Origin of the sequence: Planktosalinus lacus (genome assembly GCF_014640155.1) — a bacterium.
GTDB classification, from domain to species: Bacteria; Bacteroidota; Bacteroidia; order Flavobacteriales; family Flavobacteriaceae; genus Planktosalinus; species Planktosalinus lacus.
This window is the reverse complement of sequence record NZ_BMGK01000014.1, coordinates 1-16,936: the sequence shown is the minus strand read 5'-3', so window position 1 is coordinate 16,936 and position 16,936 is coordinate 1. Positions and strand designations below refer to the sequence as shown.

Below are 16,936 nucleotides of genomic sequence, written 5' to 3'. Positions count from 1 at the left end.
ATTTTGTGCCATCAAATTTAGCGGAATATATTGATGGAAAAATTAAATTAAGAAAGTATGAATAAAAATATTTCCACAGATGGCTTTAAATATAGAGGGATACATGGTTCACGATTTGAAACATTAACTGATATCATTTTTGGTTTTTCGATAACCTTGTTAGTGATTTCTTCTGAAGTACCTAAAACTTATGTAGAACTTCAAGCTTCTATGTATAGTTTTTTCGGTTTTATTTTCTGCGCTTTATTACTTTTTAGTATTTGGAATGAACATAAAACATTCTTTTTAAGATATGGTTTGGAAGATAAAAAAACAATCCTGCTTAATTTTTTGCTTGTATTTGTTTTGCTCTATTACATCTATCCTATGAAGTACCTGTTTTCTTATTTAGGAACCGTCCTCTTTGTTAAAATAAAACGTTCCTTAGGAGATCATTCAGATGGCTTACAATTGGCTGTAACAAACTTAAAGCAAGCAGATTTAGAGGTAGAACAATGGTCTGATATAATGTTGCGATTTGGATTTGGACTTTTAGCCATTTATTTCATTTTTATGTTATTATATATGAATGCAAAACAGAGAAAATCGCAGCTTGATTTAAACCGTATGGAGGTATATAAAACTCAAACTTCTATTCAGGAATACCTTATTTTAGTAAGCATTACAGTTTTATCTATACTGTTTGTATTGATGTTTAAAAAAGATGGGTTTTTATATTCAAGTTTAATATATCTTTTAATTCCCATTGCATTATTTATCCATCAACGCTATAGAAAAAAAAGGTTATGAAAGTAAAGAATCAATAATGCTATTCTTAAAATCAACTCAATGCATCATAACACATTGAATATTAGACATATAAAATCTTACTTTAAAAATTCAAATGAAAAACTTAAATATTTTACTCATTAGCATAATTTGTCTGACCTCTTGCAACTACCTTAAAAATGTCAATCTGCTCACATCGGGCGATTTGGAGCGTGGGAATTTTACAGATAGTATTCCCTTTCGTTTTGAAAAGGATTTAATCGTTGTACAGGCGCAAATCAATGGCAAACAACAGCCTTTAGATTTTATTTTTGACACAGGGGCTTTTAATAGTAAATTAGAAAGTTCACTAGCAGACAATTTGGGATTAGAAATAATTGCAGAAAAAACTAACAGTACAGCTCAAGGAATTAGTCAAAAAATAGAGGTTGTACAGATTGACTCTTTAAAACTCGGCGAATCAACTTTTTACAATATTGGTGCAGGTAAATTAACTTATGCAACTACTTCTGCTAGTCCTTGCATTGCAGATAGCGGTATTATTGGAGCCAACCTCATCAAATTGGCACATTGGAAAATAGACTATGAAAACCAACTTATACACTTCTCTGATAGCCCTTTTGAGGTAGAAGGTGACAGCTATGTTTTGCCATTTAAACGCCCTTTACTCTCAGGTACACCTACCATCAACCTTGAAATTGAAGGCAAAAAGGTAGAAAATATTTTATTTGATGTAGGCTATAATGGCGGGTTGGTTTTGCCTCTATCGGTAGCTAATCATTTTAAAAATATCGAGTCGAAGATAATTCAGGACCAATCTACTTCGGGAATTTATGGCACAAATACCGATTCCTTACTCGTCAAAAATTTATCGGTAAATGTGGGAGGGGCTAAAGCACAAATTCCGGTTGAATTTTCTTCACTCAATAAAGCGCTTTTAGGTAATGAATTTCTAAAACATTTTGAAGTGATTATCAATTATGATACTAAGAAAATTTATTTACAAAAAAAGAAACAAATTTTCATAGCTGAACCTCATAGTTTTTTGGTGTCGATTCAAAACGATTCACTTTGGATGGTAAGCCGCACTACGCCCAATTTGCTCTTCCAACTTGGAGAAAGCCTGCTCTCTGTTAATGGAAAAAAGCCCAACGATTTATTCAATTCACACTGTGATTTTGTGATGAATGTCGGAAGATTACTTGAAAAGGATAATCTAATTATTGAGAAAATGAACGGCTCTATTGTGAAAATTAAATAAATTTTAAAACAACATGAAAAAATCAATCTCAACTTTAATCATTTCATTTTTATTTTCTATACCACTTTTGGCCCAAACAAATACTAACCAATTGCTCAACTCCTTCATTAAAAATAACTTAAAAACATCTGAAATTGTGCCTTCAGTGAGCGTTGCCATAGTAAGTGCCGAGGAGATTTTATATCAAGAAACCTTTGGCTATGCCAATTGGGAGAAGCAACAAGCGGCTACAAATCAAAGTGTTTATTACATTGCTTCCTGCACAAAAGCCTTTAACGGTCTTTTAGCCCATATATTGGCAGAAGAGGGAATTATCGATCTCAATGCCCCTATCCTAGACTATAAGCCGTTTAAGGATTTTAAAAGAAAAGAAGTTTTCCAGAATATTACCATTTTGGATTTACTTTCTCACCAAAGCGGTATTGATAACCCTTATCTTTCCTTTCGTTTGGCATATACTGGCGAATATACTGAGGCTGAAGTTTTGCAGCTCATAGAAGAAGAAACACAAAAAAACGAAGCAGGCAAAGCCTTTGAATACACTAATTTTGGCTACTACTTGTTAGACTATTTGCTAAAAGCCGAATTGGGCAAAAGTTGGAAAGAATTATTAGACGAAAAACTTTTTCAGCCCCTAGGCATGGAAAATAGTACAGCGTATGCCTCTAAAGTACCCGCTGAAAAATTAGCGCGTCCGCATAGTGGCGTGTTCCGAGGAAAAGTAAGCGTTTCTCCTTTGCAAAAAAAAGATGCATTGATGCACGCAGCAGGAGGACTGATGACCAATATTGAAGATGCTTCTAAGTTTTTACAGTTTTATTTGGGAAAAGGTAAAGGTGTTTATCCAGAAGACTTAGTTGAAAATTCTTACCAACAACAAGTGGATGCAAAGCACGAATATGTGCGAGTTTTTGACGGAAACGGCTACGCAAGTGGTTGGAGGATTGGTGAATTTGAAAAGGAAAGAATCGTGTATCATTTTGGGGGATACACGGGTTATTTTGCCCATTATTCATTCATTCCCAAAAAAAATATAGGCATGGCGATTTTCACAAATACAGATATGGGCATGACTGCCGCTAACTTAGTTTCGAAATATGCTTATAATTTGTATTTGGGAAACAAAAAAGAGCTTAAAAAAGCAGAGAAAATTCTTAACAAAAAAGTGCCGAAGGCACTTGCTCAAGAACGCAAAGCACAACTTGACCATGAGCAAAAGATGGCGGAACGAACATGGAATTTATCGCTACCCGAAGCACAATATGAGGGAATATTCACCAGCGAAAAATACGGTTCAGTAGAAATACTATATGAGGAGGGACAATTTGTAGTGATGGCGGGAAATTTAAGAACTATAGCAACTCCATTCCCTACTGAAAATACGATGCGGGTAGAGTTAGTGCCAGGTTCAGGAACTATCATTGGTTTTAATCTGAAAGAAGGAAAGGTGGTTAGCTTATTTCATCAAAGGGAAACCTTTATGAAGATAAAGTAGTTTTTTCAATGAACTCGTTTAACCTTTATTGATTTCGTTGATATTATGAAGTCCTTTTAATTTTTTAAAAGAAATATTATGACACAAGATTTTTCCCCGATAAATTCAAGTGAGCGCATAAAGAGTCTGGATATTCTCAGAGGCTTTGCTATACTAGGCATTTTAATTATGAATATTCAGAGCTTTGCAATGCCGGGAGCCGCCTATATGAATCCAACGGCATACGGTGACTTGGAAGGCATAAACAAGTGGGTTTGGATCGTATCTCATTTGTTTGCAGATCAAAAATTCATGACTATTTTCTCCATACTGTTTGGTGCAGGCATTCTTCTGGTTACTCAAAAGGTCGAAACAAAGCATGGAAGCTCTGCAGGTCTGCATTATAAGAGAACATTTTGGTTATTGGTAATCGGTATTATTCATGCTCACATTATATGGTACGGGGACATATTGGTTCCCTATGTCATTTGCGCATTATTTGTTTATTTTTTCCGCAAAAAAAGCCCTTTAAGTCTGTTCATTGTGGGTATGGTTTTCATCTCTATTCATACATTGATTTATTGGTTTTTTGGAGCATCATTGGAGCATATGCCAAAAGAAGCATTGGCATCCATAAAAGACAGCTGGATACCAAATCAAAATGAAATCAACAGCGAAATTGAAGCTGTCACAGGACCGCTTTTTATGCAAATCAAACATAATTCAGCATCGGCTTTATTTATGGAAACTTTCGTGTTTCCGATCTTATTTTTATGGCGGGCCGGAGGGCTCATGCTGATTGGTATGGCCTTATATAAATGGAAAATCCTGCAAGCATTGAAAAGCAAAAAATTCTACTTACGAGGATTGCTAATATCCTGGTTGATTGGGTTTCCGATAGTGATATATGGGATGGTTAAGAATTTTGATGCCAACTGGAGTTTTGAATACTCTATGTTTTTCGGTTCTCAGTACAACTACTACGGCAGTCTGTTCGTAGGTTTTGGATACATATGCATCATCATGTTGATAAGTCAATCTAAAATAGGCTTGACTGTGAAACAACGATTTGCAGCTATTGGCCAAATGGCTTTAACAAATTATATAGCACAGTCTGTTATTTGTGTTTTTATATTTTATGGTATTGGTTTTGGTCTATTCGGACAAATAGATAGAAGTATTCAGTTACTAATCACGTTGTTTATTTGGATCATCCAATATGTATGGTCAAAGGCTTGGTTGGATCGTTTTCAATTTGGACCGCTGGAATGGCTATGGCGTTCTCTTACATATGGAAAAATGCAGCCAATGCAAAGAGAAAATAAACTTTAGTGATTACAATAAGGGCGAGAGTCAGATGAAAACCTTCGGTGAATCTTGCTCTAGAGAAAATTGAATGGATACTGGATTTTCCCTTATTATTGATTTTTCTTTCATAGAAAATTTCCGTGTTGAATAGAGAGGGATTAAAATATTTCAAAACACGAAAAATATTTATCAAAAAAATCAATTGAGGGTTTATTGAATCAAATTTTTCACTACTTTTCTTGAATTTCTTATCTAATGAACCACAAGCTCGTCCTCGCCTATGGCAAATTTAAATATGTGTTAGTTTTGTGTTTTTAAAGAAGATTTTTACGGATATTTAATCCTAAAGCACCATATAGTTTACAGTCCTATGATTGAGGAAAACAGTTTTTAAAATGATTTATTTACCATTCTTCTTCTGTTGGGTTCAGAAGTGTTTTTAACTACAAAATCGACAACACCAAGTATCAGTTCTTCTTTCGTAATTATATGAATTTTCCATTGGCCTTCCGTTAGGTTGTTTTTATAAGTATATCCACGGAAACCACGCCCACGCCCACCGGTAACCTCAAAGCCAATGTCCTCGGTTATTTCCCAACTTTTGGTTTCGGGGTTGTACCATTGCCAGCGATGAAAAATGGACTTTTTTATATCTGTAGGTGCAAAAACAGAAGTGAACACATAGACACTTTCATCCCCCTGACGATGAAAATTGATGTTGTGAGTACGCCAAAATATATACCATTCATCCTTCTCGTAAGTTACGATGTATTCGTTATCTTTTTTCTGAACATCATGAGCCACCAACCCGGTTTCCATAGCCAGCGGTACCGGTGGAATCAAATTGAAATAGTAAAAAACATTGATTACTAAATAGATAGAAAGGATACCGCTGATTAGTTTTTTTAGACTTATTTCTGCTCTTGTGCTTGGGCTTGACGTGTAAATAAACAGGATGAGAGCCAGCGTACACCCTAAACTTACAAGTCCGGAAATAATAAAAATAAAGGTGTTCATTTCCTTTATCAGCGTGGGAATCATAAAGGTGAAAAAGGTAAAACTTATAAAAAAATAAACACTGAACAGGAGGTATTTATTGGAGATTTTCCTTTTAAGAAACTCGTTTGCAAATAAGAGGAGCACCAGTAGTATGAAAAAAAACATCGTTTTTGACAAGGATACACTTCTAAAAAAATAGATGACAAAAGCACTTGAAAGTGCTCCAAAGAAGAACTGTATGGCGAGCGGAAAATAGTCAGAATAACGCTCGATAAAAGCGTTTTTCAAGGTGCCGTCATCCGCTAAATTATACATATAAAGCGTTACCGATAATAAGGTCATATGCGAACAAAGTACCACCGTATCATAAACACGATCTATACGCCCTAAAGTCAAGGTGTCAAAAATAAAGCCACCCATAAAAAAAAGAATGGGGGCGTACTTTTGATTGCGAATCACAGTCTTTCCAAAAGCACTGTTTCTATATCTTACTAAAGTTCTTTTCATACGATTGCAGTCGCGACAAAAGTAGCGTATTTCCCTTGATATTATTCTTAAATAAAGTAAGCAATCGAAATTACAGTAGAGAGTATGGGGCTGTTGGGGTGGGGGACTGTAAATGGATTATGGGAATGCCGTCAGGAGATGGCAGCATTGCTTTGGTAGCTTTATCGCAATTGGTATGCTCCGAAGTCAGAGACTTCTGAGAGCGGGGTAGTTATTTTTGTTAGTTCCTTATATTCACTTCCATCCCAAATAACGTCAAAGTGCAACTGATTCTAATTCCTCGCAAGGTTCTGTTTATAACCACGGCCTTGTTAGTTCCATCAAAAATGTAAAATCTGTCATCACTGACTATTTATTCAGCGATGAGCCGCTCTATTGCAGCTCGGATACGACCCATGTCACTCGCGCACATTGTGTGCAGCTCTGAACCATTGTCTTCGTGATATTCCATGCCGGGATGAATGAACTGTATTACCCCGGACTTGTCCAGTATAAATGTCACAGAAGTGCCCGGTCGATCAGGACCTGTCAACCACCAGTCCTTTAGTGTTTTATTGCGCCAATCCCAGTCAATAGCGATCGGAAACTTAAAATCTCTAGCTTCCACCACACGATTTACCCGCTCTTTATCTAAAGGATCATCTATACCGGCTTTAGGATGGAAAACACCAATCATCTTAAGGCCTTTGTCAGCGTATTCTTCGTACAGCTGATTAAGCGCAGGGGTACTACTTGCGCAGAAGGGACAGGTGTCAGTAAACCAACGAACCAACACAACATTTCCCTTAAGGTCTTCCAAAGTAAGAGGTTCGGAGTTGAGCCATCCATCAAACCTGAATGGAGGTGCCTGAACACCGATGCGGTCATCACCTGCAGTTCTATCCATATCTGTAAGATACTTTAAATATTCTGCGATTATGGAATCGGCTTTTGCCTCAGACATTCCTTTCTCAATGAAAAGCTCACGCTGGTGCTCCCAAGACTTCACGGTTACATAGTCATTCTCGGGATCTGCCTCAGCGTGGTGCATCTCAGGGTTTCCACTTTTGGAATCTTGCGCAGTACAAGGGAGAATCAAAGCACAGAGGACCAATGCTAAAATTACACGAAATATGTTTTTTTGCTGTTTCATAATGTTGTTAGTTTGGTGAAAGTTATTTGTTTGATTTTTATCTGTAATTTCCGCTAAGGTTTATGTGTAAAGTTAGTTGTTTGGTTAGGCACTAAAAAAATAAACAAATCACAGAATTCTCAATTTGACTTTTTCAGATATTTGTCATTTGGTTTTGTAAATGCTATACTTTGTCTAGGCATAATTTTATTAGTTAGTGTAAATATACATCATATACATATCTTTTACATTTTTTGCCAACGCTTGGTATCTGAAAAGTAAGCGGTTAAGAAGTGCCAAAGTTTCGGTTTATAAATTAACTTCTAAAAATTCAAAAATTTTCGATTTAGCACTTCTCTCGCCATAAATCATAGGGTGTAAACAGTTTTTATCTTCCATGATACTCCATATTAGGTAATTCCTCGTTATTTTTTAAAAACCTATTAAACCAATTAATCACCTGTTTGTCAACTTCTTCCCTGTGTTCAGATATTCCGTGATCTCCTCCTTCAAACATTATTAGCCTGTATGGAATTCTATATTTTTCAAATTCCAATGCTAAATTTAGACTTTGTTCGGGTTTTACACGCCAATCAGCATTTCCGTGTAACATAAGAATAGGAACGTCTTTAGGAAATTTATCTGCCCATTTTATAGCAGACCTTTTCTCAATTTCAATATCTTTACTATTTACATAATTAGGAATCAGTTCTGCAATAACATTTTTTTCCATCTCAGGTCTATCTTCCATCATGCTTAATGCATCTGATAATGCTCCACCAACAACAGAAGCTTTAATTTCATCCATTTTTGATAATGCGATGTATGTCATCATTCCACCTCGACTCCAGCCATACATGCCTATTCTTTCAGTATCTGCTCCTTGTATTTCTTTTAGGACTGTTGGTAGTATAGTTATATCATTAACATCTTTTCCGCCAAATTCTTCTTTTCCTTCACTACCACCATTTCCCCTGTATTGACTTGCTATTACAACATATCCTTCTTTTGCTATTTGCCCAAGAGTTATCGCGCCATGAGCAACTTTCAGTGAGCCAAAATCTCTATTTCCTCCACGATTATATATCACACAAGGGTAATTGCCATCTTTTTTAGGTTTAGCCATTAATCCTTTAATTTTTAAACCGTCACTGATGTAAGTGATGCCATAAACTTCAATACTGTCTAGATATTTAAATTCAGGTTTTCATTGTTTATCAGCACTTGTAGAATCTATCAAATAAGGAAATATTGGATAATTTGACCAATCGTTAATCAAATCTTTTTTTATTAAAAGATTAGATTCTTGTGCTTGAATTGATACAGTAAATAGAACTAGGATAATTGACTTTAAATAGTTCATAGTGTGGTTTTTTTAAATTGTGTTCGACATAAGTATATCAAAAAAAAATCTCCGGTTATTGCTATCAATTTCTTATGTGCTACTGTTTAGGTTTTAATAGTGTTTATACACTCTATAAGTCATATAAACAACATGTTTTTAGGGAGTACTCAAATATAAATATTTGATCTTACAACGCACAACCGTAAACTTAATTCATTGATTTTTAATTTTTTATAGGAACCATCATTCTGTAGGCAAAGGTGCACTCCGTGTCTATTTGGGCTGGGAGTTAGCAACCAGGTTGGTAACCCGAAGTCAGCTGCTCTTTAAAAGTTGATCAAAAGTTTCCCTGATTTCTTTTGATGAAGGTTTGGCTGCTTTTGGATCAATAATTTTTCCTTCTGTATCAATCAATATGAAGGTGGGTAACCCAAAAGCTTGATAGTCTGTGTAGGTTTTAGAATCCCAAGATTGTGGAACTATGAGACTGGTTCCCATATTTTTATTTTTCTTGACATAGTCACGCCATACATTCTCGTCTTCATTTACTGAGATACTCACAAATTCAATATTTTCATGTTCATAATCTGAATGTAGATTTAATAAATAGGGTAATTCACGTCCTGAACGCGGACAGAGGGTTTGCCAAAAATCGATGTATACATACTTACCTTTAAAGTCATTTAATGTAACCAGATTACCATCAACATCTTCAAGTGTGAATGTTGGCGCCGGTTGTCCCGGTGCTAACAATTGCTTTTTCTCATAAAGTAATTTCAAGTGCTCTGCATAATGAGGATCTTTGTTATGCTCTTTAAAATAAGTGTAGTAGTTCTCAAAACCTACAAGACCTTTCTCTCTCAGTCTCATATTCAGCGCATTAAATAGTGCGTAGTTTCTTATATTCTCATTTTTAAATGCTTTAATCACACCTAAGCTTTCATCAAAAAGTGCATCGGGTTCAGCTATTTTAACAGAATCCATCTTATTTAAGCGTTTGTTGGCTTTCATCTCAATATAGTTACTTAAAAAAAAGCGATATTCCCAAATATTAAGGTAATCTTCATTCTCTAATGACAATTGATTGATGAAATCATAATAGTTTTTGGGTTGCTCCTCTTTTCGTTCGCCTAACATTATTTTAAGTGCTGCATTATTGTACGCAACCATCGCTTTTGCATATTCTTCAAAATCAGTTGATAGTGGTTGGTTCCCAATCAATTCTTCAATGTATTCTTTGTTTGCAGATGACATAGAATCTAGGTATTTACCGGCATTTTCTAAGGACTCATTGTAAACATAATTATAATCTACCTTTCTGATTTTTTTTCTTATTAAGTCTAACAATACATTCTCTACAGCCAAACTTCCGCCATAGTTATAACTGCTGTCAATCTTTAAAGCATCAAATGAAATTTCTAAGGATTCTCCCGGCTGTAAATAAATAGTTTTGAACATACTCCCAAAGGTCAACGTTTTGATAGCAGGTTTATCTAGGGGTAGGTTTAGCGCAAACGTTCCATCCTGCACCTCTATTTCAGTAAACCATGTTCCTTTACCCATAAACTCTTGAAACTTCAAAACTGTTTCGTTGTGATTTTCAATTTGACCTGTTATTGAAACCTCATTAGGGATTTCTTGTTTTTTCTGGCAGGATAAACAGAGGAGCACCATTGCAAATCCCAGTGTAATTCGTGTTTTCATAAGTTTACTTCTTTGATTTAAGTAGTTTTAAAAACTATTCAAATGTATACCCTTCCAATTCAACTTCAATAATAGATTCAATCAAAGCTACATCCTCTACAATAAACCAAGCATATTTTGGAAGTTGTTTTTTGTAGTTTTTTGCTCTTTGGTCAGCCACTTTTAAAATTTTAATTACGTCTTCGGCCTGAGCGTCTAAGTTGACCTTATCAGTATACATAAAATTGGTATGATTGCGGTTCTCTTTTGAATACATAGTACTGTAAGCGGTTGTAAGTTCTGAGTTTAACTTAAAACTTCCAACTGTTTTCATCCGCTCTTTACAACTCAATAAAGAAAAGCATAGCATGAAAAGAAATAGTGTCTTTTTTAAATACTTTGTTTTCATTGTAACAGAATTTTAAAATGATTTATTTAAATAGGGTCTGTATTTTTAAGGTTGGCATAGCTATGAAAATGGGTCTTCAAGAGTAAGATGCTTCAATCAATAGGTGTTGGAAATGAGACTTAAGCTTTGTGGAACTATTAAAAACTGAGCTGAGATGAATTCTTAGCCCAGTTTTAGGTAAATTATATAAAAGAATAGACCGGTTTAGTTAGATAATTCCGGTTTGCGTTCCCATATATAGCCCCATGAATCTTCAATTGCTTCACTCCATTTTTCACCGGCTTTTTTCATTCGATCCCGCATCTCATCGGCTTTCTTTTTTCCATTGGCTTTTTCATATTTTTCAAATAGGTTACTGGTTTCATCTAAAGCGGCATAATCTTTATAAAAACTCGCCAAAGTATAATCAGCACCATCTTTACCAACACCCATACTATATGACCAATACCCTGAGAGATCTTCGTCCATCTCAGTCATAATATCAATATACTCTTTAATAGCTTCGCTAAAAAGGGTGTTGTTATTGACTATAAAGCTAGACACCTGGACAAGTTTGTGTGGACCCTCGTGGTTTTTTTGGCTCCATTTAGGTAGTTGTCTTGCGAAACTGCGCTTTACTTTTTCAACATGAGGCGCGGTAAAGTTCCTAATAATATTATAACAGCCTTTCCATCCTTCGTCAACTTCATCCATTTCTGCCCAGTTATCCATAGCACTTACAACGTTATACACACTGCCTTCTCCCTGAACACGTTTCCACACAGTCCAACCATCTTCACCGCCGTTATCATTATAACAGGCTTTCAGTTTTTTCATACCGTCTTCAAATTGAGCACTATGTCCTTGTTTGACGGTAAACTCCATAAATGCCATGATTCTTCCTCTTTCTTCTTCTTGTCCTAAAGCCATAAGCGGTAAGACTAATAAAATCAGTAATGCTTTTTTCATAATAGTATATTTTTAGTTAGTTTGGTGCAAGTTAGACTAGATATCAAATCCCGTCAATCACATTTTGATGTGGTTTTAGAAGGAAATAGTATATTTGATAATACAAATCCTATTGTTTTGAATGCGAAAGCTTTAATACTGGTCATCTGTTTTGGTTTCTGTAGCATGAATCCGTTTCTCTTTGCCCAAAATACCATTCAGGTCAAAACCCTGACTACAGAAAATGGATTGCACAATCGAAATGTTAAAGCGATACTACAAGACACCGATGGTATTATGTGGCTTGGCACCGAACAAGGCATCATAAAATATGATGGCAATACCTTCACAATTTTTAACAGCAATAAAAACAATCCAAACTTTATTCCTTTTGAAGACATCAAACAATTTCAATATAACCCTTTAAGGCAAACGCTCTGGTATATTGCAAATGACAGATTGTTTGCATTCTCTCTAAAGAGTGAAACTTTCATTTCTCATCAACGCATTGTCGAAGAAATAAAAGGAAAAGTCATTGAAATTTTATTGGATAAAAACAATAATTTATGGCTGATAGAAGGAGTGGAAAAACCCAATTCAAAACCTGTTCAACTATTGAAAAAATATGATGGTGAGCAAATAGAGCTTATCAAATCTTATGAAAGAAATACCACTGGCTTTACCTCATTAGAATTGACCCCAAAGAATACTATCTGTTGGGCGACCATCAACCATGGGGTAACGCTTTTTGATCAAAATGGATTGATTCTGGACAACAAAATTTTAGACACTTATGACTGGCTTGGAAAAGACTTGCATTTTGGGGAATCTTTTTTTAATGCTAAAGGGCAACATTATTACTTTCCCATAAGCTCGGGCGGTATAGATTTGTATGAAGATTTTGAGTTTATTGGTACACTTTTTAAACATCAGGAACCCTTTTATAAAGCGGTTGAAAATACAAATGGCGGTATCTGGTTTGCAACAAAAAAAGAGCTGTTTTATCTCAATCCTTCAGGTGAAATCAAAAATTATACAACCGATATCAATGCAAAACTAGACTACGAGAACATCAATCATCTGTTCATTGATGCTACAAATTTGTTATGGATAGCAACAGACAATGGCTTGATAAAAGTCAAACAAAACCTGCAAAACTTTCAAAGCATTCTTAAGAATAAAAACGAGGGTTGGGGCCGATCGTTTAGGAGTATATTTCCTTTAAAAAACGGAAATTTGGCCGCCTTATGCGAAACTGAATGGCAACTTTATGAGATTAGCAAAAACGATGCAGCCAAACCTATTCCATTCAAAAACTTAGGTCTAAAACTGCATAATGCTAAGTTTTTTGTTTCTGATACTTCAAATAACAAAGCCTATTCAGTAAACGATGAACTCATCGAAATTAATTTTGAGGATACTTCCATAAAAACCTTTCCTCAATTTGAGCCTTTCCTAGACGGCACTGAGCCTAACCCTATTATTCAATTGAATACAGGAGAGCTGCTTACCGGACATCGGCTTTCAAAATTGATACGTATTCAACCTGAGACAAAGGCTTACAAACCCCTATTTAAAACACCCCCCAAAGAAGATCAGTATATACTTCGTTGTTTTGAACAAAGCCAACTTGACCCGGAAACCATTTGGGTTGGAACGCAAAATCACGGGATATTGAAACTAAACCTGAATGGAAGCATAGAAAAAATCTATACCATTCATTCAATACCGGCTTTGAGTAAAAACATTATTTTAAGTCTTAATGAGGTAAATTCAAAGCTCTATATAGGCACTTATGGGGGGGGCATCAACATTTTAGACTTAAAAAACCAACAGCTGCAAGTGATCAATCAAGAAAGGGGATTGACAAATGACAATGTGGTATCCATTTTAACAATAGACACGAATAAGATAATTGCAGCCACCTATAAAGGTTTAAACCTTATTGATTTAGATAAAAATTCATTTCAAAAATTTTTTGAACAAGATGGTATAACACACAATGAATTCAACTACACCTCAGCTTACAAATCAGAAAGCGACCAATTTTACTTTGGTGGGCTGAATGGCATTACCAAATTTTCAGTTGAAAATCTATCGAAAAAGCGAGATTTACCGGCTATGAATTTGACCCAAATAGAACTATTTAATCAACAAAAAGACAGTCTCATTCAGCTAACGAAATGGAATCAAAAACCTGTGGTTTTATCGCCTTATGACATCAACTTGAAGGTAGATTGGTCAATTCCTGATTATTTCCATAAAGACTATTATAGCTATTATACCAAGATGGAAGGTTTGGAAAATCAGTGGTTTTATCAAGGCCACACCAACAGCATCCGTTATAACCAATTGCCAGCCGGCTCGTATGAATTGAAAATAAAAGCCGTAGATATCAACGGGAATGAGAGTAAAGCCGGATTGATGATTCCCATTGTAGTGAACCCCATTTTTTATAAAACCTGGTGGTTTTTACTTTTGATGATTCTTTGTATTGCGGTAATTATTTACAGTGTTTTTCAATATCGTCTCCATCAAGCTATGGAAATGGAGCGCTTGCGCACCAAAATTTCAAGCGACCTACACGATGACGTGGGCTCTATGTTGACTGGGTTGGCTATGCAAACCGAAATGCTTGAAATGCAAGCCACCAATCCTAATCAAAAAAACAAACTTCATAAGATTACCCACCTAAGTAGAAGCACCATTTCTCACATGAGAGATTTGGTGTGGAGTATAGATAGCCGAAGAGACACCTTGGGGAATTTAGTAGAACGCATGCACGAGTTGGCAGAAGAACTTTTATTGCCGGCAGGTATTTCTTACCAAATAGATATAGATGACCTCAACCTTCAAAAAAAGATAAATTTTAATAGTCGCAGAAATTTGTATTTAATTTACAAAGAAGCCATCAACAACATTATCAAACATTCAGATGCTAAACAGGTTAAAATTAAGCTTAATATCAACAAAGGAAATTGTGAGTTTAGCATAAAAGACAATGGTCATATAAAAGTAAAAAAACAGGTTTCAGGATTCGGTCTGGCCAATATGAAAATGAGGGCTCAAAGCATCAATGCCGATTTAAAATTTGATTTGGAAGATGGCTTTGGAATCTATCTTTTTATCCCCAATGTAGCTTGATAATAATCTCACATTATGATGTGATACCAAACCTGGCTTTATTTCCATAACTTGTACAATCTAAAACAGCGTCAATTGCAAATTATAAATAACATCATCATCGTAGAAGACGACCCTGTGGTTTTAGATAGTTTGGTCACTTATTTTGGGTTTCAAAGTTCTGTTCAGGTTTTAAAAACTTTTGGGAATACAGAAGATTTTAAAGACTGGCTCAAGCATGAAAGTGAAACCGATTTTATATTGCTCTTAGACATCCAACTTCCGGGAAAAACGGGTGTGGAGTCTTTGCCCGAAATGAAAGTATTGAAACCGGATTTAGATGTCATTATCCTCACCACTTTTGAAGAAACTGACATGATTTTTAAAGCCCTGAGTGCCGGTGCCTGCTCGTATGTCTCCAAACGCAGTTCGTTGCAAAAAATCAAAGAAGCGGTAGAGGTAGTCTCTGATGGTGGTTCGTATATGTCGCCTGCTATTGCCAGAAAAATTGCTGATTATTACGCTCCCAAAAACAAACATCAACTCACCAAAAGACAGCTGGATATCGTAAAAGGCATTGTCAACGGAAAAAGCTATAAAATGATCGCCGATGATTTGTTTATTTCTTTAGACACCGTCAGAAGTCATATCAAGAATATTTACAATGCTTTGGAAATCAACTCCAAGGCGGAGTTGATTAAGAAATCTTATAATAAGGAGTTGTGAATTGGTAGTTGAAAATACAGTTTGGATTGAGCTATTTTTAGAAGAGCATACCACCTAGAAAACCCTCTAGTGGGCGGGTTGGGGCAATTTGTTAAGTAATCATCTTTCCAATCACCACAAGTACAATTTCGCCAATAGCAAAAAAGAAGTAGTTGCGAACTTTGGATTGTTCGATCAGTTTTTTGCGGATGTTTCGGAAGAATTTTATCATAACTGTTCTTGTTCTATAGTTTTTAGTGTAGAATTAATTCTATCTATCAATTCTTCTAACCAAGCTTGTTCTGCCATAGATTGCACATAATATTTGTGAAGCAGTTCATAAGTTTGAGGTTCTTTTAAATACAAGCTTAATGCTTCATCATCCAAAACAAATTCTGGGTGTGTTATAAGATCTGTATCTGGATAGTATATAGTATGAAAACGCTGTAAAGAGTTAAGCCTAATGACTAAATTTGACCAGTCGTCTTGAAATGTCAAAGATGATATTTCTGTAAATTTACTGTAATTATTAATTGAAGTCTCATAATCTGTAAGTGATGTTGTGATATTTTCGGATAATAAACTAAACTTACCCGAGGATTTTGCACTACTTAATCTAGAGTTATTTAGTACTGCAGCTGGAAATGTGAATACACTTGTAGTATAGGTTTTAAGGCTATCTAAAGGTGTATTTTTAGGTGCGCTCGCTGAAAAATTCAGGACTTCAATAAGTTTCCTATTAAGATCTGCTAATCGTTTTGTCCTATTATTAAACTGGGTCAAATTTTCATTGAGTTCTTGTTTTAGATTTGTAATTAACGTTGTCTGTTCTTTTTTTAGTTGATGGTTTATATTTAGATTATTAATCCAAAGTGCAATCAAAATACCAATCACCACAAGCACAATTTCGCCAATGGCGTAAAGCAGATATTTTCGAACATTGTCTTCTTCAATGAGTTTTTTGCGGATTTTTTGGAAGAATTTTATCATTGGATAGTTATTTTAATTTTGTTCTTTATTGATGTCAGCAATGATATCTTTCGCAAGTTTCATGGTGTTTGAATAGAAATCTAAAATTAATATCGATTGATATCTTCTATTCATTATCATTACCTCTAATTGCTTGTTACTTATTACACTTTGTAAATCAATATTCTCCAGAGTTCTTGGGTCGTCTTTATAAAATTCAGCTTGTCGATGCCACGGATTTGTTTTGTTCCATATCCAATAATAGTGTTCTTTTACGTAAGGTTCATACATTGTTTTGATTTCAGTATTGGCATTCAATTCTCTACTTTTTAACTGTTCGAGATATC

Annotated in this window: 15 protein-coding genes; 7 read left to right on the top strand and 8 right to left on the bottom strand. The window is 35.2% G+C overall.

The annotated features are described in order from the left end of the window. Nucleotides 1–57 precede the first annotated feature (57 nt). From IEV69_RS13265 to IEV69_RS13250, 4 genes are all read left to right on the top strand, one after another. A complete protein-coding gene (locus tag IEV69_RS13265) occupies nucleotides 58–789 on the top strand; it encodes a TMEM175 family protein (protein ID WP_188443241.1) in 732 nt (243 codons plus the stop codon). Nucleotides 790–883: 94 nt separating this feature from the next. Then, nucleotides 884–2,029: a retropepsin-like aspartic protease gene (locus IEV69_RS13260; protein WP_188443239.1), complete on the top strand. Its 1,146-nt coding sequence runs from the start codon at nucleotides 884–886 to the stop codon at nucleotides 2,027–2,029. 13 nt (nucleotides 2,030–2,042) lie between these two features. Further along, the gene (locus tag IEV69_RS13255) at nucleotides 2,043–3,524 is read left to right on the top strand and encodes a serine hydrolase domain-containing protein (protein WP_188443237.1); all 1,482 of its coding nucleotides are present in this window, start codon (nucleotides 2,043–2,045) and stop codon (nucleotides 3,522–3,524) included. A gap of 78 nt (nucleotides 3,525–3,602) precedes the next feature. Further along, a complete protein-coding gene (locus tag IEV69_RS13250) occupies nucleotides 3,603–4,835 on the top strand; it encodes a DUF418 domain-containing protein (protein WP_188443235.1) in 1,233 nt (410 codons plus the stop codon). Between the two features lie 366 nt (nucleotides 4,836–5,201). Here IEV69_RS13250 and IEV69_RS13245 read toward each other — a convergent pair whose 3' ends face one another. Continuing rightward, nucleotides 5,202–6,317: a DUF2914 domain-containing protein gene (locus tag IEV69_RS13245; protein WP_188443233.1), complete on the bottom strand. Its 1,116-nt coding sequence runs from the start codon at nucleotides 6,315–6,317 to the stop codon at nucleotides 5,202–5,204. A 35-nt stretch (nucleotides 6,318–6,352) separates the two neighbouring features. Between IEV69_RS13245 and IEV69_RS13240 the strand changes: the two genes are divergently transcribed. After that, nucleotides 6,353–6,517: a hypothetical protein gene (locus IEV69_RS13240; RefSeq protein WP_188443231.1), complete on the top strand. Its 165-nt coding sequence runs from the start codon at nucleotides 6,353–6,355 to the stop codon at nucleotides 6,515–6,517. 152 nt (nucleotides 6,518–6,669) lie between these two features. Here the strand turns inward: IEV69_RS13240 and IEV69_RS13235 are convergent, their stop codons facing one another. The 5 genes from IEV69_RS13235 to IEV69_RS13215 all read right to left on the bottom strand — a co-directional run bounded on the left by IEV69_RS13235 (nucleotide 6,670) and on the right by IEV69_RS13215 (nucleotide 11,774). After that, entirely contained in the window at nucleotides 6,670–7,449 is a 780-nt protein-coding gene (locus IEV69_RS13235; protein WP_188443229.1) for a peroxiredoxin family protein, read from the bottom strand. Between the two features lie 367 nt (nucleotides 7,450–7,816). Then, complete coding sequence (locus tag IEV69_RS13230) at nucleotides 7,817–8,608, bottom strand: alpha/beta hydrolase family protein (protein ID WP_373283677.1); 792 nt, start codon at nucleotides 8,606–8,608, stop codon at nucleotides 7,817–7,819. A gap of 480 nt (nucleotides 8,609–9,088) precedes the next feature. Further along, the gene (locus IEV69_RS13225; protein WP_188443225.1) at nucleotides 9,089–10,477 is read right to left on the bottom strand and encodes a TlpA family protein disulfide reductase; all 1,389 of its coding nucleotides are present in this window, start codon (nucleotides 10,475–10,477) and stop codon (nucleotides 9,089–9,091) included. Between the two features lie 34 nt (nucleotides 10,478–10,511). Further along, nucleotides 10,512–10,865 (bottom strand): hypothetical protein, encoded by a 354-nt coding sequence (locus tag IEV69_RS13220; RefSeq protein ID WP_188443223.1) that lies wholly within the window; start codon nucleotides 10,863–10,865, stop codon nucleotides 10,512–10,514. Between the two features lie 204 nt (nucleotides 10,866–11,069). Then, nucleotides 11,070–11,774, bottom strand: coding sequence for a hypothetical protein (locus IEV69_RS13215; protein ID WP_188443221.1), 705 nt, complete (start codon nucleotides 11,772–11,774; stop codon nucleotides 11,070–11,072). Between the two features lie 63 nt (nucleotides 11,775–11,837). Between IEV69_RS13215 and IEV69_RS13210 the strand changes: the two genes are divergently transcribed. Both IEV69_RS13210 and IEV69_RS13205 read left to right on the top strand, forming a co-directional pair. Further along, nucleotides 11,838–14,936, top strand: a complete 3,099-nt coding sequence (locus IEV69_RS13210; protein WP_188443219.1) for a sensor histidine kinase — start codon at nucleotides 11,838–11,840, stop codon at nucleotides 14,934–14,936. A 75-nt stretch (nucleotides 14,937–15,011) separates the two neighbouring features. Continuing rightward, nucleotides 15,012–15,641 (top strand): response regulator, encoded by a 630-nt coding sequence (locus tag IEV69_RS13205; protein ID WP_188443217.1) that lies wholly within the window; start codon nucleotides 15,012–15,014, stop codon nucleotides 15,639–15,641. A gap of 207 nt (nucleotides 15,642–15,848) precedes the next feature. Here the strand turns inward: IEV69_RS13205 and IEV69_RS13200 are convergent, their stop codons facing one another. Together IEV69_RS13200 and IEV69_RS13195 are read right to left on the bottom strand one after the other, a co-directional pair. Further along, on the bottom strand, nucleotides 15,849–16,610 hold the full coding sequence (locus IEV69_RS13200) for a hypothetical protein (RefSeq protein WP_188443215.1): 762 nt from the start codon (nucleotides 16,608–16,610) through the stop codon (nucleotides 15,849–15,851). Nucleotides 16,611–16,622: 12 nt separating this feature from the next. Then, on the bottom strand, nucleotides 16,623–16,936 hold a 314-nt coding region (locus tag IEV69_RS13195; RefSeq protein WP_188443213.1), incomplete at its 5' end, for a hypothetical protein.

Excerpts from the sequence above, each read along its gene's own strand:
- IEV69_RS13265 (WP_188443241.1), top strand. The coding sequence starts at position 58 with ATGAATAAAAATATTTCCACAGATGGCTTTAAATATAGAGGGATACAT.
- IEV69_RS13260 (WP_188443239.1), top strand. The coding sequence starts at position 884 with ATGAAAAACTTAAATATTTTACTCATTAGCATAATTTGTCTGACCTCT.
- IEV69_RS13255 (WP_188443237.1), top strand. The coding sequence starts at position 2,043 with ATGAAAAAATCAATCTCAACTTTAATCATTTCATTTTTATTTTCTATA.
- IEV69_RS13250 (WP_188443235.1), top strand. The coding sequence starts at position 3,603 with ATGACACAAGATTTTTCCCCGATAAATTCAAGTGAGCGCATAAAGAGT.
- IEV69_RS13245 (WP_188443233.1), bottom strand. The coding sequence starts at position 6,317 with ATGAAAAGAACTTTAGTAAGATATAGAAACAGTGCTTTTGGAAAGACT.
- IEV69_RS13235 (WP_188443229.1), bottom strand. The coding sequence starts at position 7,449 with ATGAAACAGCAAAAAAACATATTTCGTGTAATTTTAGCATTGGTCCTC.
- IEV69_RS13225 (WP_188443225.1), bottom strand. The coding sequence starts at position 10,477 with ATGAAAACACGAATTACACTGGGATTTGCAATGGTGCTCCTCTGTTTA.
- IEV69_RS13220 (WP_188443223.1), bottom strand. The coding sequence starts at position 10,865 with ATGAAAACAAAGTATTTAAAAAAGACACTATTTCTTTTCATGCTATGC.
- IEV69_RS13215 (WP_188443221.1), bottom strand. The coding sequence starts at position 11,774 with ATGGCTTTAGGACAAGAAGAAGAAAGAGGAAGAATCATGGCATTTATG.
- IEV69_RS13200 (WP_188443215.1), bottom strand. The coding sequence starts at position 16,610 with ATGATAAAATTCTTCCAAAAAATCCGCAAAAAACTCATTGAAGAAGAC.